Consider the following 22810-nt stretch of genomic DNA (forward strand, 5'->3'; position numbering starts at 1 on the left):
TGTGAGGTTTAACGGGCGGCTTTCAGTGCATTGGAAATTGCTTCGGCTTCTGCTTCAAGTACCTGACACCGAAGGCTGTTTCCCTGCTGCATCGCCTGCTCGATCTGCTTGCGCTTCATGTCGTACAGCTTGCTCAAGATATCTGCCTGGCTTTGTCTGATCGGTGCGTTCATGGCGGGCCTCCCCATAGTGACACCTGTCGGTATTCTTTACGTTCAAGACCGGATGTTGGCCTTCGCTGAAAACCGATGCATAACCCGGGCCAGTCGGGGGGCAACATTACCTGACAAAGCGGGACCGGTAAGCACCCGGGGATAGTCCGGTATGTTTGCGGAACAGACGAGTGAACGAGCTCACGTCCTCATAGCCTACCAACTGCGTGATTTCATCAATCGGTAACCGCGATTTCTCCAGATGCTGACGTGCGACCTCGATCCGTAGAAGCTGTAGGTACCCAGTGGGCGTATCGCCGGTGGCTGCCTTGAACCGGCGAATCAAGGAGCGCTCGGTGAGTCCGCCCAAAGAAGCCATTCGGTGGAGGGTGACGGGTTCACTGTAATTACTATCCAGCCAGTCCTGAAGCTTCAGAATGGCAGCATCGGAATGGTAGCGCCGGGCCTGGAGTGCACTGTAGGGCGCCTGACTGGTCCGCCCTGCATCAATCACAAACGCCTTCGCCAGCTCCCTTGCGACTTGTGCCCCCGCGTACCTTTCCACCAGATAGATCCCCAGATCCCACCAGGCCATCCCGCCCCCGGCACAGGCAACGTCGCCGTCCACCGTAACGAGCTTGTCCGGCTGCAGGTTCACCGCCGGGAAACGTTGCCGAAACTGATGGCTGAACCCCCAATGTGTCGTCGCTTGCCGACCATCCAACAGCCCCGCCTCGGCCAGCATGAACGCCCCGGTACAGTTACTGGCTACCCGGACCTGCCCGGCGTCTGACGCCCGAAAGGCGCCGAGCCACTCAATGAGCTCCGAATTCCCTGCCAGCACAACATCAATTGGACCGCCAATTGTCGGTATCACCACCAAATCACTGTCGTCGCCCCCCGGAAGCAATTCGTTCCAGGCTCCGTCTGGCTGAATGGTCAGCCCGTTTATGCAGCGGCAAGGCGCTCCGTCCTTCGTGAGAAGTCGGGTTGTGAATTGGGGTACCGGCGTTTCATCGTTAATCCGCGCCCAGGTAACGCCGGCAAGACGGAAAAGGTCAATAATCCCGGTGATGGCACTGGCAAGTGCCCCGTCAAAACCGATAACAGAAACGGTTCGCATGCATTCTCCAAGGTAGGCTCTGGGGTGGGTCAGTCTGGCCGGGACTGTCTGCAGCATGGATGCTGCAGTCAAGCCTACATGGATGTATTCACGGCGTGTCCCGGCCAGACTGACCCACCTCAGAGCCGGTCGGTCAGCAATGAATCAGCGACAGGTGATCAGGTGGTGGCAATATTGACCATAATTATGTCATAAACGCCGGTTCCCAGGAAAAACCAGTTGTGAGAGGCTGTCGACAACAAACAGGAGACCAAGCATGACCGACACCCTGATCGACCGCCGCGACCTGGCGTTCCAGCTATACGAAGTACTCGATACCGAAAACCTCACCACCCGCGAGCGCTTCAGCGAACACAACCGCGACACCTTCGATGCCGTCATCGAAACCGCCGACAAAATGGCCCGGGAGAAATTCGCTACCCACAACAGCGCCGCCGACAAAGACGAGCCGAAATTCGTCAACGGCCAGGTCGAGATGCTTCCGCAGGTAAAAGAAGCCTTCGACGCCTACGCCCAGGCTGGCTTCATCGCCGGACGTTACGATTATGAACTGGGCGGCATGCAGTTGCCTGAATCCGTCATGGCCGCCTGCAACGGCTTCTTCACCGCCGCCAACCCGGGCACCGCCGGCTACCCCTTCCTTACCACGGCTGCCGCCAACCTCATCCGTGTCTTCGGCAACGAAAAGCAGAAAAATACCTTCCTGCCGAACATGCTCAGTGGCCGGTTCAGCGGAACCATGGCGCTGACCGAGCCCCACGCCGGCTCCTCTCTGGCAGATATCCGGACGTCCGCGTCTCCTACCGATGAAGGGCACTATCTGATCAAGGGTGCCAAGATCTACATCTCAGGCGGAGAGCAGTCCATCACCGACAACATCGTTCACATGGTGCTGGCCAAAATCAAAGGTGCGCCTGCGGGCGTGAAGGGCATCTCCCTGTTTATCGTGCCCAAGTTCCTGGTGGATGACGAAGGTAACCCCACCGAGCGCAACGGTGTAAGCCTGGCCGGTTTGATCCACAAACTGGGCTACCGCGGCACCACCTCAACGGCACTGAGCTTCGGTGACGACGCCCCGTGTCACGGTTACCTGGTTGGCGAACCCCATCAGGGTCTGAAATACATGTTCCAGATGATGAACGAAGCGCGGGTTGGTGTTGGTTTTGGTGCTGCCGTAATCGGTTATCGCGGTTACATGCACAGCCTGGAATACGCCAAAGATCGTCTTCAGGGCCGCAAGGCCAGTGAGAAGAATCCCGAATCACCGCAGGTGCCCATCATTGATCACGCTGATGTCCGGCGCATGCTGCTTGCCCAGAAAGCCTACAGTGAGGGTGGTCTGGCCCTGTGCCTGTATGGCGCCAGGCTGATGGATGACCAGCACACCCACCCGGATGAACAGAAACGCCAGGAAGCCGGCAAGCTGCTGGACCTGCTCACCCCGGTGATCAAAGCCTGGCCGTCTGAGTATGGCCCCAAGGCCAACGATCTGGCCATCCAGGTTTACGGTGGCGCGGGCTATACCCGCGAATATCCGGTGGAGCAATGCTGGCGCGATAATCGACTGAACCCGATTCATGAGGGCACCAACGGCATCCAGGCCCTGGATCTGCTGGGCCGGAAGATCTGGCAGGATCAGAGCCACGGTCTGCAACTGCTGATGCAGGAAATGCAGGTGGACCTGCAGGCGGCTACAACCGATCGGTGCCAGCAGTGGGCCTTGTCCCTGAGTGAAACCCTGCAGCAGGCGGTGAAGGTTACCCAGAGCCTGGGTAAATCACTGATGGAAGGCGACCCCGATAAAACTCTGGCCAACGCGTCCTGCTACCTGCACCTGTTCGGGCATATTATCGTTGCCTGGATGTGGCTACGTCAGGCCAACGCAGCAGCCCACGCCCTGGGCTCCGCCAACACAGATGACGAGCGCAACTTCTACCAGGGCAAACTACAGGCGGCCCAGTATTTCTTCCACTGGGAGCTGCCAACTGTGGCTCAGGATCTTGTTCTGTTGCGCAATCAAGACGATACCTGCCTGAACATGAAATCTGAGTGGTTCTGACTTTGGAGTAGGCGCAACCGGCCGGGATCGCTTTCAGGGACACGCTACAAGCACATCCCTGTGCGCTCGGCTGTGGCCATCCATGGCCACAGACGGTCCCTGAAAGCGATCCCGGCCGCTTGCGCCCAGAGCCGGGTGCAGTCTGCAGACAAGAGAAATCTATTAAAGGTGAGAGCGATGGCTCTGGTAAACGTTGAAAAGAAAAACCACATACTCCTGATTGGTCTTAATCGCCCTGAAAAAATGAACGCCATGAACCGCGAGATGTACCACCAGATCGCGGCAGCCTATTACCAGTTGGAAAACGACCCGAAGCTTCGGGTCGGATTGATGCACGCCGAGGGCGACCACTTCACCAGCGGCCTGCAACTGGACGACTGGGCGGGGGTGTTTGCCAACGGCAAAGGCATAGAGCCGGGTGAAGGCGAACTGGATCCGTTTCACATCACTGGCCAGGCTCTGAGCAAACCTGTCGTTTTTTCTGCCCAGGGGATCTGCTTCACCTGCGGCGTTGAGATGATGTTAAACACGGACGTGCGCGTCGCAGCTAAAGGCACCCGCTTTGCCCAACTGGAAGTAAAACGAGGCATCTTCGCCTGCGGCGGAGCCACAATACGTCTGCAGCGGGAAATCGGCTGGGGCAATGCCCAGCGATACCTGCTGACCGGCGATGAGTGGACTGCCGATCAGGCCTATCAATGGGGTTTGATCCAGGAATTGGTGGAACCTGGCGAACAGTTCAACGTCGCGTTGGAAATCGCTGAAAAGATTGCCAAGGCCGCCCCTCTCGGTGTCCAGGGCAGCCTGAAATCGTCAAAAATTGCCGTCGGCGAAGGGCAGGAGGCTGCGAAGCAGCGTTTGTTCCCGGATCTGCAGCCGGTGATGGCCAGTGAGGACGTCAAAGAGGGAATCCAGTCTTTCCTGGAACGGCGCGAAGCTGTTTTTAAAGGCAAGTAAATTCTAAATTTCTTCGGGAAAAACCTGCTCTCGGGAACTAAAAGAAGCTGGCGAACTCATCAGAAATCTGGGCAGCCGACCGGGGTCTCCCTTCCGGGAGTGTGAGCAGCATGGATGCTGCGATCAAGCCCCCATGGATGGGTTCACGGCGTCTCCCGGGAGGGAGACCCCGGTTGGCTGCATGCACCAGACCTCGAAGGCTGGGGCCCCAAGATGGCAACCCCCCACACCCGAATTCAGGCTGCCTCGGAACTCCGAGATTCGCGACGGGCCTGAGCTTCTGCTGCCACCTCCGCAGCGTAGTCCGCATACTTGGCCATCAGTTCCTCTTTCCGATCCGGATCCCAGTTGATTTTGCTCAGATCCCCCTCGTAGTGATCAATTACCCGCTTATCCATGGTTTCATACCACCACTGAGGCAGGTAGGCCGGCAGAAGCATTGAAGCATAACCCCCGGGCAACTGGGGTGCCTTCTCGAAATGCCGCAGGGCCTGGAAGCTGCGCTGGGGGTGGGCGTGATGGTCTGAATGCCGCTGCAACTGATACAGGAACAGGTTGGTCACGATGTGATTGCTGTTCCAGCTGTGTTCAGGCTGGGTGCGCTCGTACTTCCCGTTCTTGTCCTTCTGGCGCAGCAAGCCGTAGTGCTCAATGTAATTTACGCTTTCCAGCAGGCTGGCACCGTACACCGCCTGGGCCGCCAGGAAAGGCACTGCTCTTGGTCCGCAAACCAGGGTTGTCGCGCCAAAGAAGCCAGCGCTCATGGCCCAGCCCTGCAGTAGCTCGTTGTCCAGGCTCCAGAAGGTTTTACCCTTGCGGGCAAGTCTCGCCTTCTCGATCTTGATGGAGGATTTGATGCCTCCCAGCACCGTGCGCGGCAGGAATTTCCAGAAACTCTCGCCCATGCGGCTGCTGGCGGGATCCTCCGGCGTAGCCACCCGTTTGTGATGACCGAAATTGTGTTCGACAACAAAGTGGGTGTAGCCGGTGGGGGCCAACGCCGCCATCGACAACAGCTTGTTCAGTTTGTTGGATTTGTGGCCAAGTTCATGGGCCGTGTTGATGCCCACGCCATTGATGGCACCGACCGTCAGCGTCAGCCCTATCTTGTCGTCCAGGGGCGTGCTTTTGCGGCTGGCAAGCCAGGCGCCCATAAAGGTCATGGCGTACTGGGTGGGAATAAACGCCTTCACAATCCGGTCGTAGTACTTGTCCTGCTCCAGTGTCTTCACCGCCGATTCCGGAGGGTTGCTCTGATCTTCACCAATAGCGCGGTCCAGGGCGGGAATGATTCCGTGCACCAGCGCCGGGCCAGTCCAGGCAAGGGCTTTCAGCTTCTTCGGAGCCAGGGCATAGCCGGTCAGGGCGGCCAATCCGATTCCCGGCAGGGCAGGGCCGAGCAGCCACATGTAGCGTTTCGGGTCTTTCCAGTTGCCAGTGGCTTCCTTTTCGACAGGCGATGAGACCTGATGTGATTGCAGATTGTCTGGGGTTTTGGCGTTCATTGTTTTCTCCCGTTCGGTGCGCGTACCTGCAATTTATGTCGGACAATCGAACAATGCAACGGGCGTCCAGATCCAGATCAAACCTTGGCTCGAAATGACAAATGGCTTTTCTTTGGCACAAACCCCGTTTCTGGGCCAGACTGACATAGACAACAAGAGCTGGATCACAAGGAAGAATCAGCCATGCCAAACTCTTCGTCTGCCACTGCTTCATACTCTGTCCAGGGGATGCTTCGCGAATACCTGTCTACCGGCAGGCTTACCGAAGTGGTCTACCGCGATAGTGCCGGCCAGGTATGTCTTGTCCACGATGTCATTCGCGATCTTTTCAGTCGTGCCGGGCAGGATTTTCTTCTACTCGGGCGGGGAACCATGTTGCCGTTTGATCATGTGATTACCATCAATGGCCAGGTGCTCTCCGACAGCGCCGGTTAACGAAAGGGTAATCGGCCGGTAATTGTGTTTGTCAGAGTTCACGCCGTACCCTGTGCTCCGTTGTAAATACTTACCAACAGAGGGATATGGTATGAACAAGCTCACATTGAGTGCGCTTTTGATGGTGCTGACACTTGGCCTGGCTGCCTGCAGCTCGGAAGACAACGAAGGCGTGGATGTCGAGCAGGCAGCAGATAACGCCGGAGAAATGATGGAAGACGCGGCGGATTCCACCGAGGAAACCCTGGAAGAAGCCACCGGCCAGGATGAAAGTGCCATGGGCGAGTTGCAGGAAGGTGCAGAGGAAGCTGGTGATGCCATGACTGATGCCGCCGAAGAAGCTGGCGATTCCATTGAGGAAGGCTACGAAGAAGCCACTCAGCAATAACCGAGTGAGCTGACCGCTCCGCCGCAACAGGTTGCACGGAGCGGTCGGTCCCCCGATTCGAGCGCTTGTAAACTAATGTTAACGAATTTGTCTTTTTAACTTCCGCTTACTGTCATATTTCCCGCCGAAACTGGCCTCTCAACAACATTGACCCGCTGTTCTTTGAGAGAGGCAATAACATGGCTAAGCACGACCTTGATCCCAATTACCTGGATCCCAACTACGAGCCGGTAGTCAACCACACTGAAAACACCCCCTTCCACCAGGTCCTGTCCGCGCGCATGCAGCGCCGCACCCTGATGAAAGGCAGCGTTGGAGCTGCCCTTGCCAGTGTGATGGGCCTGGGCCTGGCAGGTTGTGGCAGCGACAGCAACGACGGCACCACCAGCAGCAATGTTTCTAGTACCGATATCGGCTTCAAGGCGGTACCGACATCTACAGCCAACGAGGCAGTTGTTCCCGAAGGATACTCTACTGAGGCGTTCCTGCCGTGGGGCGCGCCCATCACAGGGTCTTACCCTGCCTACAAGCCGGATGGCACCAATACCGGCGCCGAGCAGGAACAGCAGATGGGTATGCATCATGACGGTGTGCATTTCTTCCCCATCGATCTGAAAGCGGGCGGTAACAGCTCCAGTGAAGGTCTGCTCGTGATGAACCACGAGTACATCAACCAGGGCGCTCTGCATGCCAACGGCGCAACCTATGTAAACGATATGCGCCCTGCGGACGAAGTGCGCAAGGAAATCGCAGCACACGGTGTTTCTGTCGTTCACATTAAACGCGACACCAATGGCAAGTGGGACATCGTGTTTGGCAGCCCGTTCAACCGTCGTATTACGGGTAACACCGAAATGGATATCCGTGGCCCGGTTCGTGGCTACAGCAAGCTGATCACCAAGTACAGCCCGGATGCCACCGAGACCCGCGGCACTCTCAACAACTGTGCGATGGGTCCGACGCCCTGGGGAACTTACCTCGCTGCAGAAGAAAACTGGCACGGCTACTTCGCCAATGGCGATGCCACGCAGCCACGTGAGCAGACCCGCCATGGTGTAGGCAGTTCCAGCCGATATGATTGGGAACTGGCGGATAGCGCCGCGGACCAGTACGTTCGATTCAACGTGAGCACGATCGGCGCAACCGCTGCGGATGACTATCGCAACGAGGCCAACACGTACGGCTATATGGTCGAGATCGATCCGTTTACTCCTGAAAGCAAGCCGCAAAAACGCACTGCGTTGGGCCGTTTCGGTCACGAGGGCGTCATCTTCGCACCGGCCAAGGAAGGCGAGCCGGTGGTTTGCTATTCCGGCGATGACTCCCGTTTTGAGTACATCTACAAGTTCGTATCGTCGAAGCCCTACTACGCCGCCACCGCCGGTGGATATCTGTTGGATGAAGGTACTCTGTACGTAGCCCGGTTCAATGATGACGGCTCCGGCGACTGGTTGTCACTGGATCTCGACGACGCGGACTTTGCAGCCAAGGTTGCTGCAGCCGAGGGCACTCAGGTGGGTGATGTCCAGTTTGACGGTTTCGAAAACCAGGCTGACGTTCTTCTGAACACCCGTCTGGCCGCCGATATCGCCGGTGCAACCCCGATGGACCGCCCGGAGTGGGGGGCTGTCGACCCGAATTCGGGCCAGGTATATTTCACGCTGACCAACAACTCCCGCCGGACGGAAGAGCAGGTTAACGCGGCTAACCCGAACGCCAACAACCGCACCGGTCATATCATCCGCTGGAGTGAAGAAGGCAATGACCATACTGCCACCAGCTTCGATTGGGACATCTTCGTCTTTGCCGGTGAGCAGGGTACGGAAACCGTGGTGGATGACGAGGTGATCGTATCCCTGACTGACGACAACATCTTCAACAGCCCGGATGGCCTGTGGTTCGACTATAACGGTCGCCTCTGGATCCAGACCGATGGCTCCGATGCAGCGCCCTACCAGAACAACATGATGCTGGCTGCCAACCCCGAGACCCGCGAAATCAAGCGCTTCTTCGTCGGTCCCGTAGGTTGTGAGGTTACCGGCGTTGTCTCCACTCCTGATGTGAAGACCATGTTCGTCAACATCCAGCACCCCGATGGCAACTGGCCAGATTCCAGTGATCCGCGCCCGCGTGACGCAACCGTCATCGTCACCAAGGACGATGGAGGCGTGATTGGCGCCTGAGCCAACATTGAAGTAATAATCTGAACACCGCAAACCCGGCCTGCTCGGTAACAGAGTGAGTCGGGTTTGCGGTTTTTTGTTTCAGAAATGCTATTCCCCGCCGATATGTATATTAAATACACTAAAGTATGAGTTATAAACTCATGTCAATTCTTTAGTCTCCACAATGGCCTTTAATAACAAAATGTTTGCAGAAGCAACGAAAAAGAAGAGGTTTCTATGGGCTTACTGGATCGGGCTTCAATTCTATGGGGGTTGGCGGTTGCCGTTGTTCTTGCGGTCGTCTGCGCAGTGGTGGCGCCTTTGTTAGGTCTGGAACCTGCGTCCACTTTGATCGGGCTCGTCGTCGGCCTTGCGGCCGCTGGCGGTTTCCTCATTGTCCGGGTGCTGGAGCCAACTGAACGGGGCCTCAAGGCTCTGAATGACGGCACCCTGTCTGACAATCATCCGCTGCATGCCCAGTGTCACCAATTGCTTGCCGATGCCAGGGCCGGACGCGCGTTGGTAGAAACCCTGTCTGGAAGCGCCGACAGGAACGCAATATCGGCGGCCCAGGTGTCTTTTGCCGCTGATCAACTGAAGCTCCGGCTCGATCGTCAGGTTGAAGAAACCGCTCAAATGGCCGACTACGCAGGCCAGATTACCGAGACTGTCCGGGAGTCCTCGGAACAGGCCACGGATGCGGCCACCATGGCTTTGCAGAACAAACAGGTCAGCACCGAGGGACGTGAGGCCCTTGTCTCCGCCATCGACAGCGTCAGGGCAGTGCATCAGCAGTCCGGGGAAAATCTGCGGCTGATCCAGGAGCTGAACGAGAAATCCAACAAGATCCAGGGTGTAACCACCACAATCCAGGGAATCGCTGAACAGACCAACCTGCTTGCTCTCAATGCGGCCATCGAGGCCGCCAGGGCAGGTGATCAGGGGCGCGGTTTCGCAGTGGTTGCCGACGAAGTGCGCCAACTGGCGGGCCGAACAGCCCAGGCGACGGGGGAAGTGGCTGAAACGCTGGAAGAAATACGGTCCGATACCACGTTGATCGTGTCTCGCATTGAAGACCTTGCCCGCAGCATCGAGGAAGGACTCGCCTCAGTTGAGAGCGTGGGCGAGCGATTGGACCAGATCAGTTCCCAGTCGGACCGGGTTCAGCAGCAAGTAGCCCGAATTGCCGAGATCGACCAGAACAACGAGCAGAGTCTGGCCCAGGTGTTCTCCGCCATTGAAACGGTGCGTGACCAGATCTCGGAGAGTGATACCAGCGTTTCTTCACTGGCAGAGCAGGCTGCGACGCTGATGGAACTGGCAGAAAAAGCCAATGCTTCATTCGCCTTGAACAGCGAAGCAAGTTATCACCGGCCCTTTTTCGATCAGGCAAAAGCCGGCGCTGACCAGATTGGCCAGATGTTCGAGCAGGCCATACGGGATGGCAAGCTTTCGGAAAGCGCTCTGTTCGACAAGACGCGGACTCCCATCCCGAACACGCATCCGCCGAAATACTCCAGCAGCTTTGACAAGTTTACTGATCAGTACCTGCCGGCCATTCAGGAACAGGTGAAGAACGCCCATGAGGCCATTGTCTTTGCCATAGCGGCTGCGCCCGACGGGTATGTACCGACCCACAACCGGGATTTTGCACACGCACCAACCGGAGATCCGAAGGTGGATCTGGTTAAAAGCCGAAGCAAGCGGCTGTTCAACGATCGCACGGGTATCCGCTGTGGTCAGCACACCGAGAACATGCTTTTGCAGACCTATCGACGGGATACCGGCGAAATCATGCATGATCTCTCGGTGCCGATCTATGTGAATGGCAAGCATTGGGGCGGTTTCCGCCTGGGCTACCGTCCGGATAATCACTGACCGGGTCGGGATTATCGACTCTAGAGGCTGTGCTAGACTCCAATTGTCCAATCAATAGGAGAGTTGTCTTGGCTGAACCGGAGTTTATACCTGCCGACACGGATCCCGCTTCCCGCCGCAGTGACCCGGCGCGTAACCTGGCGGTGGTGGTCTACATCCTTCAGGCACTGTCTTTTTTCGTGGGAGGCATTACCGGTCTGGTGGGTGTAATTATCAATTACGTGAAGCTGGACGACGTTCGCAATACCTGGGTGGAGCAGCACTTCCGCTGGCAGATCCGCACCTTCTGGATTGGCCTGCTCTGGACGGTGATTGGCATTGTGACCACGCCGATTATTATCGGCTGGTTCATTCTCCTTGGTATTTCTATCTGGATCATCTACCGGATCGTCAAAGGCGCTCTGGCTCTGAACGATGGCAAGGCACCCTCCTGAGGAGGGCGCCCCTGATCAGTCTTCGGTGACTTCCTTCAGGCGGATTGCGCTGAACATCCCTGCCAGCCCCATCAGACCCAGAACAATAATCACTGCTACCTCTGAGATCATCGATACGAGGGCGGTCAGGCCGCCGGTAACCAGCAGAAGAACACCAATGACCGTGTTGCTCACCGCTGTGTAATCGGTGCGTTTGTTGCCGCCTGCCATATCCACCAAGTAGGTTTTGCGCCCCAGCCTGACGCCGGCGTGGGCTATGCTCAGAACGAAAAAGGCGACCGGGTAGAACCATACACTGCCGATTTCCGTCCCGATAAACAGCGCGGTAAAACCGACGAGCAGACACACGCCGCTGGCCATGGCAGCACCACGTATCATGACTCTACGGCTTGAGGTGTCCGCGGCCCAGCCCCAGAAGCTGGCACTGAGGGAACTGGCCAGACTGCTGGCCAATAGGAAGATACCCAGCATCCAGCCAATGTCGGACTCCTTCTGTGCAAGCACCACGAAGTAGGGCGACGCCAGGGCCGAGCAAAGTAAAAGCGCCCGGGTGATCACGAAGTGTCTGAACGGTGCATCATCGCGGAGCAGGGAAAGGCTTTGGAACGCTTCGGTGATGGCGTTACCGCCACCTCCGGTTTCACCTTCATACTCTTCCACTCCGGCAAACAGGAACCCGGCAATGACCCAGAGAACACCGGCCAGAAGTAGTAGCACGGTATAGAAGGCAATGGTCGGGTCGCCGCGTTCCCAGAACAGGAGGGCGGTCAGCACAACGGTGGCCGTGCCGCCAATGGTAGAGGCCAGTCCGCCAAGTCTCCCCCTGCGGGTTTTCGGAATGCATTTGCCCTGAACATCTTTCATGGATACTGAGCAGAATCCTCGGGCCAGGGAAAACACAATGAGGGCGGCTATGATCCCGGAACCTGCGACATAGCCCTCGAAAAACCAGATGCTCGCCGCCATGGCCACAACACTTGCAGCCTGGCCGAAACTTCCGAGGGTCCAGAACCACTTGCGAACGGGTTTGCGGCGCACCCAGGCTGCGATGACCATTTGTGGAACGAGAGAGCCGGATTCGCGGATCGGAACCAGCCAGGCCACCAGCGCAGGAGCACCTATGGCACTCATCAACCAGGCCAGGACGGTTTTGGGGCTGATGAGGAGATCGCCCAGCTTGGTCAGTACGTTGCTGGCGAGAATCAGGAAGAAATTTCGGGGCACCTCGCGACAGGCCTCCTCCGGAATGTCTTTGCAGACCCGTGCGTCTTCTTCGTTGGCAATCAGGCTGTAAAGCTGGTCGATGGTGTCCTTTCTGCTCTCGGGCAAACCGCTGTCCTCCGGAAAATGAGTCAGAAGGATACCAGTGTGGACCGGTATCCTTAAGTCCGGAGTACGGTGGTTGCCACTAATCAGACCAGATGGTGATCCCAGTAAACAGGAAGATCTGCCAGTTCCCTGGCCGGTGTGGTAGCGCCCATCCGAACCAGCTTGCCCTGGCCGGAGGAGATCAGGAAGTCGCCCCCGGCAAGGGCCTGGACACCGGCGCAATCGGCGATGGAGGCGCGGTTCACCAGTTCACCGGTACTGCCCCTGAAGATAATGGCTGTGCCACCAACAGGTGAGGCAGCAGCAACAAGGTCGTTCTCTGGATGGGCAACGACACTGGCTATGTAGTTGGCCATAGCTTTCTGGGTGTCCGCATCGAATCGGTATTCCCGCAGTTTTCCCTGTTCAAGGCGCGCCAGTAGGGGCGGCGTTTCGTACTGCGGTCCCTGATATTGAAAGGCCACGTACACTCGGCCACTCCCGCTGACGCTTACATGGCGGGCACTTTGCTGATGATGGGGCGGCTTGAAACGGCCAACGATTTTGCCGGAATGACGATTCATCAGAAGCAGGGCAGGATCCATGGTATCCAGATTCAGCTTTATACGGTCGTAGTCTGGGTGGGTCAGGATACCCCCGAGTCCGATCACCAGGGTTTCGCCGTCCGGGTGCATGGTCAGCTCGTGGGGACCAATGCCGTTAAGATCGAAGGTATCGGTTCGCTGGTACTCCTTTTCCGCGTCGTATACCGCAATAATGCCTTCGCCCTGTTCGTACCGGCTGGCGGTTACGTGTAGCCAGCGGCCATCCAGGGAAAAAACACCGTGGCCCACGAAGTGCTCGCCGGCTGCCGCGTCTATGCGATGTTTGAAAGCTCCGGTCGTTGTATCGAACACATAAAACGACCATCCGGGGCGACGATCAAAGAAAAGGGTTTCGCCCCTGGCAGGCCGGTTGCACCCGCTGTGGCAGCGTGTTTGAACCGGCGTTTGCCAGAGGACGTTACCGGTGCGATCGAACGCGCTGACGCCAAAGCTGCCATCCGGCAAGCCGATGGCGCCGGCATAGTGGTCTGGTTCGCCCGAGGCTTTTCGCGGAAGCATTGAACAGCCGGTCAGGGCCAGTGCAATACCACCGCCAACGGATGCTTTGAGAAGGGTCCGCCGGTGCAAACGCATAGGAACAGTCGCCTCCTCAGTCGCCATCGCTCGAGTTGAAGCCTCTTACTACGTTGAGAGCAACCGCCGCCCGGTCATTCACCAGAATGGTCAACTGCGAAACGTCCACGTAGAGGCCCTGAAGGACCCGGAATTGGACTTCTTCGTCGAGTGCCGTTGCCATGGGAAGATAAGCACCAGGAAAGTTTTGCTGAACTTCGTTGAACTGATTACGAATGCGCTCAGCAAGGTGCTTCTCTTCGTTGCCTTCAAGCGCTGTCGTGAGCCCTGGCAAAAAGAACTGGTCCAGGCCATCGACTGTGGCCTCTATGGTCTTCAGTGTTTCGCCGCTGCGCCAGGCGTCCGTGATGTAGGGATTGCGCTTTCCATTCCCGCGCAGACCCATTGGTTGGGCCAGTCGGCGCTCCTCGAGGATCTCCAGTGCGGCCATCCCAGCGCGGACGGTAGTGTCGAAGTACTGTTCGCTCTTCAAGTAGTGAGGCCTGAAGCCCTGCCATCGGGTCACTAATTCGTCGCCGTTGCTCTCTACGTGGGCAGCCACGCCGGTCAGCAGTTCGCAGGTCCGGGGGGCGGGCAGTTTGTTATCCCCGGTATTAAATGTCTGATCGAACAGCAGGTATTCAATCATCGGGAAGCCCTGAACGGCCACGCCGGATTGGCTGATCACCTGCGGAGTGATCGGTTCCTCGCCGCCGGTCAGGTAAGCTGCTTTCCGCGCGACCAGATTCTTCGGGTCGGGCCAGAACTGGAACTGCCAGGAAAGATTGTTGTTTTCGACCGGTCCGAAATCGACAAAGCGCACCCGCTGCCAGGCCAGGAAGGCATCCAGCCAGGCGGCTTCCAGTTGTTCCCGGCTTTGCGGGGCAGGATTCCGGCAGTAGTCCCGGGCGCGTTCAGCCAAAGCACCCGTTTCTTTTTTCAGCGACTGATAGCCAGTCGCAATGCCCTCATACCATTGCTGGCGGGCCTGGCTGGTGGCATCGCTTGCCCACACCAGGGGCGATGTTGCTGCGAGGATAAATGTGCACAGCAGTCTGGTGATCGGTTGCATGGCTGATCCTCAGAGTGAATTCAGGAAATCAATCAGGGCCGAACGATCCCCGGACGACATCTTGCGGTATTGTTCGGCGGCGGTCGTTGCCTCACCACCATGCCAGAGCACGGCTTCTTCCAGTGTGCGGGCACGACCGTCGTGCAGGAACCCGGCCTGAGGATTCACTACTTGCGCCAGTCCAATGCCCCACAGCGGGGGTGTTCGCCATTCGTTGCCATTGGCCAGGAATTCATCACGTCCATCCGCCAGAGCCGGGCCCATGTCATGGAGCAGCAGATCTGTGTAGGGCCAGATAGTCTGATTGCTGAGATCCGGGCGTTCGGCTACCTCACCCGTCTGGTGTCGGGGAGTATGACAACCAGCGCAGCCAATTTCGTTGAACAGTTTTGCTCCTTGTTGAACCGAACCGGACTCAAGATTTCGGCGTGCCGGAACGGCGAGGCTCCTGGCATAGAAGGTCACAAAGTTGGCAACCTTATCGCTTACTTCCGGTTCGCCGCCATGGGCGAACCGCTCACAGTTCTGCTCGGGCATGCAGTCGGTTGTGGGTTTCAGGGTCGAGGTCAGGCCCATATCGCCGGCGAAGGCACCCATGCTTTGCTGATGGACATCCGGCTCCGCCGCCTTCCAGCCAAATCGGCCAGGCCGCGTCTGTTCCGTTGCCAGATCCCAGACCTGGTTGAGTTTTCCGGAAATGCCATTGCCGTCGGCATCGTCAGGGTCATGAAGGGCTTGCAGCTTTTCGATGGGGATGGCTTCCAGCAGGCCCATTCCGATCATCTGCGGTGCTACCCTGGGTGAAACCAGCAGCTCGTTGGGCAACGGACCGTAGTTCGGGTTTTCGATGCGATACACAGGCTTGCGCAATTCCACAACAGTGCCGTCGGCCAGGGTCCTTTTCACCGGCGTCCATTCAATGACGAATTCGGCCTCGGGCTTTGCCGCGGGAAGTGCAGCGGTCTGCAACTGGCTGCCGTAGACCGGTGCCGGTTTAAAACCGTGCTTGCGCAGAATTTCGGCGTCCCGTACCGGATCAGCAGGCACTGCCAGCCTCAGAAACAGGGAAACTGGCGGTTCATCAACACCGGGGGGATGTCCGCGACCATCCTTGATGTGGCATCCCTGGCAGGAGTTGGTGTTGAACAGCGGGCCAAGGCCATCACGGGCATCGGTGCTCGCCGGTGCCTCGACCCAGGGGTTCCGGAAGAAGCTGTTGCCCACGCTGAAATCCAGACGCTTGGTCATGGACAGATTGCTCTGGGGCAGCGAATAGGCGTTGGTATCTGACTGCTGAACCGTCCCCTCGCCACCGGTGGCGGGAGTGGTCTGAATAGGGTAACCCGCGTGGGTTTGGGCGGAGACGGGTGCGCTGGCAATTGCCAGCGCACCGATCAAGGCGAACGGTCTCATCATGCTCAGAACGCGTGACCGGCGTCATCCGGAGACAGGGCTTCAATGCCAAGGTCTCGCGCAGCCTGCTCAATGGATCCGGTCTGGGCGACCAGTGCCATGATCGCGCCGTTGACGATCCGGCTACCTTCGGCGTTCCCCGGTGCGATCATGGTATCGAATGCCATGGGGTTCTCGCTGCTCTCTGCACGAGCCTTCATCAGGGCGAGGGCTTCCATGGACGCATCCAACTGGTTGTTCAGGCGCGCATCCAGTTCAGGGTTGCTCTGCTGGACAAGGTCAGACAGAGAGGGTCCAGTCACCAGGCTGCCGTCGACACGACGGTAGGTGCCGGTATAGACATTCTGGATGCCCTGGCCGTTGTAGTAATGGGAATTGTGGGTATTGTCGCTGAAGCAGTCGTGCTCATCTTCGTAGGAGTTGGCCTCCAGGGCAACCTTCATCCGTTCACCGGCCAGTTCACCCAGGGACAGGGAGCCCATTCCGAACAGCATTTTCTGAACACCTTCATTGGCGTCGGCGGCAGTCAGCTGGGCGCGATAATTGTCGTTGGCACCGGGTGCCCACTGGGCCACCATCCACTCCAGATCTGAGACCAGAAGGTCGGTTACCGCGTCCAGGTATTCCCCGCGACGTTCACAATTGCCATTGGTGCAATCAGCGCCCTCGGCGTAATCCGTAACCGGGCGCTCACCGGCGCCGCTTTCGAAACCGTGCAGATCCTGGCCCCAGAGCAAAAATTCAACTGCATGGTAGCCGGTAGCCACGTTGGCTTCAGATCCGCCTACTTCGTTCAGATCGGCCAGCAGTGCAGGGGAAAGAGAGGCCACATTCAATGTTTCACCGCCCACATTGATGCTTTTGCTCGCGATGATATTGGCGGTGGCCCCGGAGTTGCCCAACTCGTGCTGGTAGCCGTCAGCCTTGACGTAATCGATCAGGCCCTCATCCAGCGGCCAGGCGTTCAGTTGTCCTTCCCAGTCATCGACAATAGCGTTGCCAAACCGGAATACTTCAGTTTGCTGGTAGGGGATTCGCGCGGCGAGCCAGGCTTCTTTTGCGGCTGCAAGGTTCTCTTCGGTCGGGTTGGCAATCAGCCGATCGGTAGCGTCGTCCAGCGCGCGGGCGGTAATCAGGGCATCTTCATAGTTGGCGTGAGCAAGGTCGGCATAGTGTTCAACTACGGAAGCCTTGGTAGCGGGTTCTGGCTTCTCTGAGGCCCAGGGAGTATAAGCGCATCCCGCAGTTAGCATGGCGGCCACTGTTAGCGCCAGTGGGGCCGGACGAAACATGGATTTCATTCCTTTCTCCAGTTTTGGTAATCGTGGTGAAAATGAGAAAAATTAGCGTTCACGATTATGGTTGCCGACTGATGAAAAGGCAAGCGGGAATAGGGGGTGTGACCATGATGCGTGTCTGGTCTCTTGCTCTTGGCAACTGTGATCGGGCTTAATGGCTCCGTTACCAGGGAGCTATTTTTGTATGTTGAGCTATCTACACGCCTTCCACGCCGGCAATTTTGCCGATGTCCAGAAACACAGTTCACTGGCGCTTGCCCTTGCGATGATGCAGTCGAAAACATCCGGCATTGCCTGTTTCGACACCCACGCCGGCAGCGCCATATACGATTTGCGCAGTGAGCGAGCCCGAAAGACAGGAGAGGCTGATTACGGCGTTCAAAAGGTATGGAGCGGAAGAGATAGGCTAAGGTCCGGGGATTGGAAGCCGTTTCTGGACGTGCTGGCAGGATTCAATGCCGGTGACGGAGAGCTCTCTGTTTACCCGGGGTCTCCGGTGTGGTTCCGGCATTTTCTACGGCCCGCGGATGCGCTGACGTTGTTCGAACTCCATCCATCCGAGAGCGAACAGCTGGCGGGATGGGCCGCCGAAGCCCCCGCCCGCGTGCTCAAACAGGATGGCCTGGCCGGCCTTCTGAAGCAGCTGCCACCGAAACAGCCACGGTTGCTGACGCTCATTGATCCTTCCTATGAAATTAAATCTGACTACGTTGAGGTCGCTGAAACCCTGGCAAAGGCTTGGCAAAAGTGCCGTCACGGGGTTTATCTGGTCTGGTATCCGATACTCACGAGCGGATTGCAGCAGCAACTGAAAGAGGCTGTCGGGCGCACCGGCGTGCGCAAGGTGCTGTGTAGCGAGGTGTATCTCAGAAAGCCGCCGGAGCGGGGCATGGTCGGATCGGGCATGCTGGTGGTGAATCCGCCCTGGGGCTTTGATTCCCGTTTATCGGCGATGATGAGTGATGTAGCCGGGCCAGATGTTCTGAATCTGACCCATGATATTGGATGGCTGGTGCCGGAATAGTCCGGCAGTCTACTCCGGCTTATTGGCGTCCAGCTCTTCGATCAGTTGTTGCAAACGCTCGAAAATACGCTGTCCGCTCTCGCCGGTGCGTTCCAGATAGAGGTCACGCACAGGCATGCTGGCTTGCCGAAATGCCTCCCGCTCTGCATCTGTCAGGCGGACAACTTTCAGGTGTCCTTCTTCCAACATTTTTTCCAGCCGGGTCTGATTCAGTTCCTCCTGGGTCTCCCAGGCAATCTGCGCAACATCATTGAGACCGTTATCAAGCCATTGTTGCTGGTTTTCCGGCAAGGCGTTGTACCAATCAAGATTTGAGACCACGGAGGCAACGAACTGTGCCGGCCGGGCAAGCGTCATGGTGCTCTGCACTTCATAGAAATCCATTTCCTCGATGGCAAAAACGGGATTGCTCTGGCCATCGATCTTACGTAGCTGAAGGTCGCTGTAGACCTGTGAATAGGGGATCTGACTCGGTTCGGCGCCATAGGCTCGAAAGGCTTCCTCGGCCATGTCGGATGTCATGGTGCGTATCCGCTGGCCATTGAAATCGTCCGGTGTGCGCAGCGCTTTGTTGGCCGTCCAGGCCATCCAGCCCTCTGGCACGAAGCCAAGCAGTTTCATGTTCTGGTCGGCATAGGGCTGTTCAAACAGATTAAGGAGTTCCGGACTCGCCAGAAGCTGTCGGGTCACCTCAGCGTCGTCCGGCAGAACATAGTGCAGAGTGAAAAGGCCCACTTCCGGGATGGTGTTGGCCAGGTGCCCGGGAGAGGCGAAGGCAAGACTGACCGAACCGTTCTTGACGAGTTCGGTGAGCTGCGCCGAGGTGCCGAGAGAGCCGTAGGGAAAGATATCGACTTCAATCTTGCCATCGGAACGCTCTTCTATGCGTTCTTTCAGGGCTTCGGCATAGGCGTGTTGAACGCTACCCTCGATTTCTTCCAGGGCGAAGCGCCAGGTGACGGGGTATTCGGGCGCTTCCGGTGCCTTGGCGGCCTCCGGCCCATGGTCGGTTTGGCTGTCTGAGCAGCCGGCCAGCGCAATGACCAAGGCGATGCTTAATGGCCAGAACCTGATACGGGCAGCGGGCATAACGGGGCTCCAGTTTTCTCAATCCTTTTCGACATTGGTAGACAAGGTAACACAAGAATGCGCCCTGCCGTGGGTAACAGGGTTCGATTGCATTACACTGTCGGCCAGACGATCCCGCGGGTAGAGGAGAAAATCGATGGAGTTCCAGTGGCTGGCAGGAGGCCGTGAATGAAAAACCAGAAGCAGGCGATGCTTTATGGCCTGGGCACGGTGCTATTGTGGTCAACAGTGGCAACCGCTTTCAAGCTGTCGCTCAGGGAGCTGGCGCCCGTTCAGATGCTGTTGATTGCCTGCAGTGCGTCTGTGGTCGTCATGGCCGTCATTCTGATGCTGCAGGGGCGCTGGCATCTGGTGTTTTCTCTCAGTCGCAAACAGTACGCCCAGTCGTTCGGCATGGGGCTGATCAATCCCTGCCTGTACTATTTTTTGTTGTTCGGGGCGTTTGACAGGTTGCCGGCCCAGGAAGCGCAACCGCTGAATTACACCTGGGCGCTGGTATTGGCCTATATGTCGGTGCCTTTTCTTGGGCACCGGCTGCGCAAGCTCGATATTGTGGCGGGCCTGATCTGTTACGCCGGCGTAGTGGTCATTGCCACCCGTGGAGCGGTGACTTCGCTGAGTTTCGAGGATCCTCTGGGTGTATCTCTCGCCCTCGGCAGTACCGTGGTCTGGGCGTCCTACTGGATTATTGCCACCCGGGATACCCGCGATCCGGTGGTTGGCCTGTTCCTGAATTTTCTGTGTGGGCTCCCGGTGATTCTGCTGATTTGCTGGTGGACAGAGGGCCTGAATTTCGCTTCGGGAACGTCGCTTGCCGCTGCGGTTTACGTTGGCGTTTTCGAGATGGGCATTGCCTTTGTGCTCTGGTCCTACGCCATGAAGAAGGCAGAGAACACGTCGAAAGTCAGCAATCTGATTTTCATCTCTCCTTTCCTGTCACTGGTGTTCATCTATTTCATTCTGGGGGAGCATATTCTGCCCTCCACCTACATTGGCCTGGTTCTTATCATGATGGGGCTCTGGATCCAGCAGAAAAAAGTCAAAGACAGGGAAGAGGCATTAAATCTTGGCTAGCTGGTTTGTCTACATGGTTCGAACCGCCAGTGGAGCGCTCTACACCGGAATAACGACCGACGTTGAACGACGTTTCCGCGAACACCAGGCGGGCGCGCCCAGGGGCGCCCGTAGTCTGAGGGGAAAGGGGCCACTGGAACTGGTCTTCAGCGCCGCCGCTGGCGACAGAAGCCAGGCTTCCCGTCTGGAGTGGCACATCAAGCAGTGGCCCCGGCTAAGGAAAGAGGCCCTTGCCCGGGGTGAACTCAGCCTGCCAGATGACGTTTGATGTGTTCGCCAGCGGTTTCCATCGCCTTTGTGGCCCTGTCGAGCTGACCGCTGTGCACCTGAAAAACGTGCCAGAGGCTGTTGTATATCTCCAGGCGGGCTTCTACATCCTGACGGTTCGCCGCTTCGGCCAGCCGCTCGGCATCATTCAACAGAATCTCCTGGCTACCCACCTGGATCAGCAGGGGCGGCAGGCCGCTCAGGTCGCCGAATACCGGTGAGATCAGCGGATTGCTCAGGGACTCCTTTCCGGCATAGAGCTTTGCTGCCTTACTGGTCCAGCTTGGCTGGAGTACCGGCTCACATTCGGGTTCATAGAGCAGCTCCTGAGTGAGGTCTACCCAGGGTGAAAATACTGTTAGCGATGCCGGAAGGGACTGCTGCTTGTCGCGTAGCCGCATGGCCAGGGCAACGGCGAGGCCGCCGCCGGCGGAATCCCCTGCGACAGCGATCTGCTCCGGCTTGAGGCCCTGCTCCAGCAGGCCGTTCCAGCAAGCTTCCGCATCATCCAGAGCTGCGGGAAAGGGGAATTCGGGTGCCAGCCGGTAATCAGGCGTAACAATGCTGCAATTGCTGGTCTTGGCCAGATGCCCGGTTATGCCGCGGTGGGTACTCGAAGAACCGATGATATAGCCACCGCCGTGCAGATAGAGAATAGCGCCTTGCGGATTGATGCTGAAAATGGTCCGGGTAACGGGAATACCGCCGACCGTGGTGGCTTCGAATTTTGCACCCTTGGGCGGTATCGAACTCCTGTAAGCCTGGCGCACAATGCGTCGCTGAAGCGGAACCGGCACCGCCGGGTTGAGAACCGGTCTTACCAGCCGGTTCATGGTCTGGCGCAACGCACTCTCCAGAAGGTGTTGCAACATCTGTGTCTTTCCCCTGCTATGGGTTAGGATTGGAGGCCAAAATTTATAATCTATTCATGACAGGCGTTTAACTCTACGTGTACTGGAAAACAGATACCATAGAAATACCGGATTGGGACAGGCACTCGCTTCTGGACAGGCTCGAACCCTTCGATCCGGCCTGCGCGCGGGATCTCAGCGACGAAATGGTCGCCTACTGCCGCTTTTACGGTCTGGATCTCTGGGTGGAGCACCCGGACGTTGCTTACCATCAGGGGTACGTCAACGCGTGTGATCACGAGGTCATGGTGCATTATTTCCGGTTGCCGGAGCAGGCAGGTGAACGCGGTACAGTGTTTATTATGCATGGCTACTTCGATCATGTTGGACTGTACAGCCAGTTGATTGACCGCTGTCTGGGCGCCGGCTTTGATGTGCTGGCTTATGATCAACCGGGACATGGTCTTTCCAGCGGCACGCCGGCGGCGATTGGAAGTTTTCTCGAATACCAGGGTGTCTTGACAGATGTGATGGCCAAGGTCAGAGACAAGGTACGCCAGCCCTGGTTTGCGGTGGGCCAGAGCACCGGTGGCGCGATCCTGATCGACTATCTGTTGTCCAATCAGCACAATCAGCAGACCTCGGATTTTCGGAAAGTAGTGCTGCTGGCGCCACTGGTAAGGCCGGCGGGCTGGTTAGGAGCTAAGGTACTCCATAGCATCGCCAAACCGTTCATTTCCCGCTGGCGCCGGGTGTTTGCGGAGAACAGCGGTAATAGCCGTTTTCTGAGGTTTCTGCGTGAACACGATCCGCTCCAGGCCAGGGCGGTACACGTAGATTGGGTGAGTGCGTTGCGAAAGTGGGTGCCCCATATCGAATCGGCCCGGCCTGTCGACTTTCCCGTGACCGTCGTGCAAGGTGAAAAGGACCTGACAGTCGATTGGCAACATAATTTGCGCATTATCCGGAATAAATTTTCGGCGGTGGAGGAACTGAAAATCCCTGACGGACGTCATCATCTTGTGAACGAAGCTCAGGATTTACAGGCAACCGTATTCAATACCATCATTGATACATTCACGAATTCGGCAGAAAGGACCCGTTGAATCGGGTTTGCTGAAGAAACCAGGCACAGGAGAA

The 22810-nt window shown here is 57.5% G+C and carries 21 protein-coding genes; 11 read left to right on the plus strand and 10 right to left on the minus strand.

What is annotated here, in order from left to right:
* Nucleotides 1-8: 8 nt before the first annotated feature.
* On the minus strand, nucleotides 9-173 hold the full coding sequence (locus ABNF92_RS16345; RefSeq protein ID WP_167352690.1) for a hypothetical protein: 165 nt from the start codon (nucleotides 171-173) through the stop codon (nucleotides 9-11).
* 106 nt (nucleotides 174-279) lie between these two features.
* On the minus strand, nucleotides 280-1275 hold the full coding sequence (locus tag ABNF92_RS16350; protein WP_349342738.1) for a GlxA family transcriptional regulator: 996 nt from the start codon (nucleotides 1273-1275) through the stop codon (nucleotides 280-282).
* Nucleotides 1276-1531: 256 nt separating this feature from the next.
* Between ABNF92_RS16350 and ABNF92_RS16355 the strand changes: the two genes are divergently transcribed.
* Both ABNF92_RS16355 and ABNF92_RS16360 read left to right on the plus strand, forming a co-directional pair.
* Nucleotides 1532-3334, plus strand: a complete 1803-nt coding sequence (locus tag ABNF92_RS16355; RefSeq protein ID WP_305966019.1) for an acyl-CoA dehydrogenase — start codon at nucleotides 1532-1534, stop codon at nucleotides 3332-3334.
* Between the two features lie 177 nt (nucleotides 3335-3511).
* Nucleotides 3512-4291, plus strand: a complete 780-nt coding sequence (locus tag ABNF92_RS16360; RefSeq protein WP_349342739.1) for a crotonase/enoyl-CoA hydratase family protein — start codon at nucleotides 3512-3514, stop codon at nucleotides 4289-4291.
* A 236-nt stretch (nucleotides 4292-4527) separates the two neighbouring features.
* Here the strand turns inward: ABNF92_RS16360 and ABNF92_RS16365 are convergent, their stop codons facing one another.
* Entirely contained in the window at nucleotides 4528-5796 is a 1269-nt protein-coding gene (locus tag ABNF92_RS16365; protein WP_349342740.1) for an alkane 1-monooxygenase, read from the minus strand.
* Nucleotides 5797-5979: 183 nt separating this feature from the next.
* Here ABNF92_RS16365 and ABNF92_RS16370 point away from each other — a divergent pair, with 183 nt between their 5' ends.
* The 5 genes from ABNF92_RS16370 (at nucleotide 5980) to ABNF92_RS16390 (ending at nucleotide 11096) form a co-directional block, all read left to right on the plus strand.
* Nucleotides 5980-6231 carry a hypothetical protein gene (locus ABNF92_RS16370; protein WP_069182964.1) on the plus strand — a complete coding sequence of 84 codons (252 nt, stop codon included), beginning with the start codon at nucleotides 5980-5982 and terminating at the stop codon, nucleotides 6229-6231.
* Nucleotides 6232-6322: 91 nt separating this feature from the next.
* Complete coding sequence (locus tag ABNF92_RS16375; protein ID WP_088556673.1) at nucleotides 6323-6619, plus strand: hypothetical protein; 297 nt, start codon at nucleotides 6323-6325, stop codon at nucleotides 6617-6619.
* A gap of 179 nt (nucleotides 6620-6798) precedes the next feature.
* Entirely contained in the window at nucleotides 6799-8802 is a 2004-nt protein-coding gene (locus ABNF92_RS16380) for a PhoX family phosphatase (RefSeq protein ID WP_349342741.1), read from the plus strand.
* A 219-nt stretch (nucleotides 8803-9021) separates the two neighbouring features.
* Nucleotides 9022-10662: a methyl-accepting chemotaxis protein gene (locus ABNF92_RS16385; protein ID WP_069182967.1), complete on the plus strand. Its 1641-nt coding sequence runs from the start codon at nucleotides 9022-9024 to the stop codon at nucleotides 10660-10662.
* 68 nt (nucleotides 10663-10730) lie between these two features.
* Entirely contained in the window at nucleotides 10731-11096 is a 366-nt protein-coding gene (locus tag ABNF92_RS16390; RefSeq protein WP_069182968.1) for a hypothetical protein, read from the plus strand.
* Nucleotides 11097-11111: 15 nt separating this feature from the next.
* Here ABNF92_RS16390 and ABNF92_RS16395 read toward each other — a convergent pair whose 3' ends face one another.
* From ABNF92_RS16395 to ABNF92_RS16415, 5 genes are all read right to left on the minus strand, one after another.
* Nucleotides 11112-12425 (minus strand): MFS transporter, encoded by a 1314-nt coding sequence (locus ABNF92_RS16395; protein ID WP_153633760.1) that lies wholly within the window; start codon nucleotides 12423-12425, stop codon nucleotides 11112-11114.
* 83 nt (nucleotides 12426-12508) lie between these two features.
* A complete protein-coding gene (locus tag ABNF92_RS16400; protein WP_349342742.1) occupies nucleotides 12509-13603 on the minus strand; it encodes a DUF1513 domain-containing protein in 1095 nt (364 codons plus the stop codon).
* A 16-nt stretch (nucleotides 13604-13619) separates the two neighbouring features.
* Nucleotides 13620-14654 carry an imelysin family protein gene (locus ABNF92_RS16405; RefSeq protein WP_349342743.1) on the minus strand — a complete coding sequence of 345 codons (1035 nt, stop codon included), beginning with the start codon at nucleotides 14652-14654 and terminating at the stop codon, nucleotides 13620-13622.
* A 9-nt stretch (nucleotides 14655-14663) separates the two neighbouring features.
* The gene (locus ABNF92_RS16410; RefSeq protein ID WP_349342744.1) at nucleotides 14664-16070 is read right to left on the minus strand and encodes a di-heme oxidoredictase family protein; all 1407 of its coding nucleotides are present in this window, start codon (nucleotides 16068-16070) and stop codon (nucleotides 14664-14666) included.
* Between the two features lie 2 nt (nucleotides 16071-16072).
* Complete coding sequence (locus ABNF92_RS16415; RefSeq protein ID WP_349342745.1) at nucleotides 16073-17368, minus strand: imelysin family protein; 1296 nt, start codon at nucleotides 17366-17368, stop codon at nucleotides 16073-16075.
* 181 nt (nucleotides 17369-17549) lie between these two features.
* Between ABNF92_RS16415 and rlmJ the strand changes: the two genes are divergently transcribed.
* Nucleotides 17550-18389, plus strand: a complete 840-nt coding sequence (gene rlmJ, locus ABNF92_RS16420; protein ID WP_349342746.1) for a 23S rRNA (adenine(2030)-N(6))-methyltransferase RlmJ — start codon at nucleotides 17550-17552, stop codon at nucleotides 18387-18389.
* A 9-nt stretch (nucleotides 18390-18398) separates the two neighbouring features.
* Here the strand turns inward: rlmJ and dctP are convergent, their stop codons facing one another.
* Entirely contained in the window at nucleotides 18399-19478 is a 1080-nt protein-coding gene (dctP, locus tag ABNF92_RS16425; protein ID WP_349342747.1) for a TRAP transporter substrate-binding protein DctP, read from the minus strand.
* A gap of 168 nt (nucleotides 19479-19646) precedes the next feature.
* Between dctP and ABNF92_RS16430 the strand changes: the two genes are divergently transcribed.
* Together ABNF92_RS16430 and ABNF92_RS16435 are read left to right on the plus strand one after the other, a co-directional pair.
* Nucleotides 19647-20552, plus strand: coding sequence for a DMT family transporter (locus ABNF92_RS16430; RefSeq protein ID WP_222465021.1), 906 nt, complete (start codon nucleotides 19647-19649; stop codon nucleotides 20550-20552).
* Complete coding sequence (locus ABNF92_RS16435; RefSeq protein WP_349344103.1) at nucleotides 20542-20820, plus strand: GIY-YIG nuclease family protein; 279 nt, start codon at nucleotides 20542-20544, stop codon at nucleotides 20818-20820. Before ABNF92_RS16430 ends, ABNF92_RS16435 begins: the two co-directional genes overlap by 11 nt.
* On the opposite strand, the gene ABNF92_RS16440 is transcribed toward ABNF92_RS16435, so the two are convergent.
* Complete coding sequence (locus ABNF92_RS16440; protein ID WP_349342748.1) at nucleotides 20798-21691, minus strand: alpha/beta hydrolase; 894 nt, start codon at nucleotides 21689-21691, stop codon at nucleotides 20798-20800. The genes ABNF92_RS16435 and ABNF92_RS16440 overlap by 23 nt on opposite strands.
* Before the next feature lie 77 nt (nucleotides 21692-21768).
* On the opposite strand from ABNF92_RS16440, the gene ABNF92_RS16445 reads away from it, so the two are divergent.
* The gene (locus ABNF92_RS16445; protein WP_069182978.1) at nucleotides 21769-22776 is read left to right on the plus strand and encodes an alpha/beta hydrolase; all 1008 of its coding nucleotides are present in this window, start codon (nucleotides 21769-21771) and stop codon (nucleotides 22774-22776) included.
* The last annotated feature ends 34 nt before the right edge of the window (nucleotides 22777-22810 follow it).

The sequence above is a fragment of the Marinobacter sp. MMG032 genome (assembly GCF_040112695.1).
Taxonomy (GTDB): Bacteria; Pseudomonadota; Gammaproteobacteria; order Pseudomonadales; family Oleiphilaceae; genus Marinobacter; species Marinobacter salsuginis.

Bases quoted from the DNA above. Each gene is read 5' to 3' on its own strand.
- ABNF92_RS16405 (WP_349342743.1), bottom strand. From the start codon at position 14,654: ATGCAACCGATCACCAGACTGCTGTGCACATTTATCCTCGCAGCAACA.
- ABNF92_RS16385 (WP_069182967.1), top strand. From the start codon at position 9,022: ATGGGCTTACTGGATCGGGCTTCAATTCTATGGGGGTTGGCGGTTGCC.
- ABNF92_RS16350 (WP_349342738.1), bottom strand. From the start codon at position 1,275: ATGCGAACCGTTTCTGTTATCGGTTTTGACGGGGCACTTGCCAGTGCC.
- ABNF92_RS16430 (WP_222465021.1), top strand. From the start codon at position 19,647: ATGAAAAACCAGAAGCAGGCGATGCTTTATGGCCTGGGCACGGTGCTA.
- rlmJ (WP_349342746.1), top strand. From the start codon at position 17,550: ATGTTGAGCTATCTACACGCCTTCCACGCCGGCAATTTTGCCGATGTC.
- ABNF92_RS16400 (WP_349342742.1), bottom strand. From the start codon at position 13,603: ATGCGTTTGCACCGGCGGACCCTTCTCAAAGCATCCGTTGGCGGTGGT.
- ABNF92_RS16345 (WP_167352690.1), bottom strand. From the start codon at position 173: ATGAACGCACCGATCAGACAAAGCCAGGCAGATATCTTGAGCAAGCTG.
- ABNF92_RS16355 (WP_305966019.1), top strand. From the start codon at position 1,532: ATGACCGACACCCTGATCGACCGCCGCGACCTGGCGTTCCAGCTATAC.
- ABNF92_RS16440 (WP_349342748.1), bottom strand. From the start codon at position 21,691: ATGTTGCAACACCTTCTGGAGAGTGCGTTGCGCCAGACCATGAACCGG.
- ABNF92_RS16365 (WP_349342740.1), bottom strand. From the start codon at position 5,796: ATGAACGCCAAAACCCCAGACAATCTGCAATCACATCAGGTCTCATCG.
- ABNF92_RS16370 (WP_069182964.1), top strand. From the start codon at position 5,980: ATGCCAAACTCTTCGTCTGCCACTGCTTCATACTCTGTCCAGGGGATG.
- ABNF92_RS16410 (WP_349342744.1), bottom strand. From the start codon at position 16,070: ATGATGAGACCGTTCGCCTTGATCGGTGCGCTGGCAATTGCCAGCGCA.
- ABNF92_RS16415 (WP_349342745.1), bottom strand. From the start codon at position 17,368: ATGAAATCCATGTTTCGTCCGGCCCCACTGGCGCTAACAGTGGCCGCC.
- ABNF92_RS16375 (WP_088556673.1), top strand. From the start codon at position 6,323: ATGAACAAGCTCACATTGAGTGCGCTTTTGATGGTGCTGACACTTGGC.
- ABNF92_RS16380 (WP_349342741.1), top strand. From the start codon at position 6,799: ATGGCTAAGCACGACCTTGATCCCAATTACCTGGATCCCAACTACGAG.
- dctP (WP_349342747.1), bottom strand. From the start codon at position 19,478: ATGCCCGCTGCCCGTATCAGGTTCTGGCCATTAAGCATCGCCTTGGTC.
- ABNF92_RS16360 (WP_349342739.1), top strand. From the start codon at position 3,512: ATGGCTCTGGTAAACGTTGAAAAGAAAAACCACATACTCCTGATTGGT.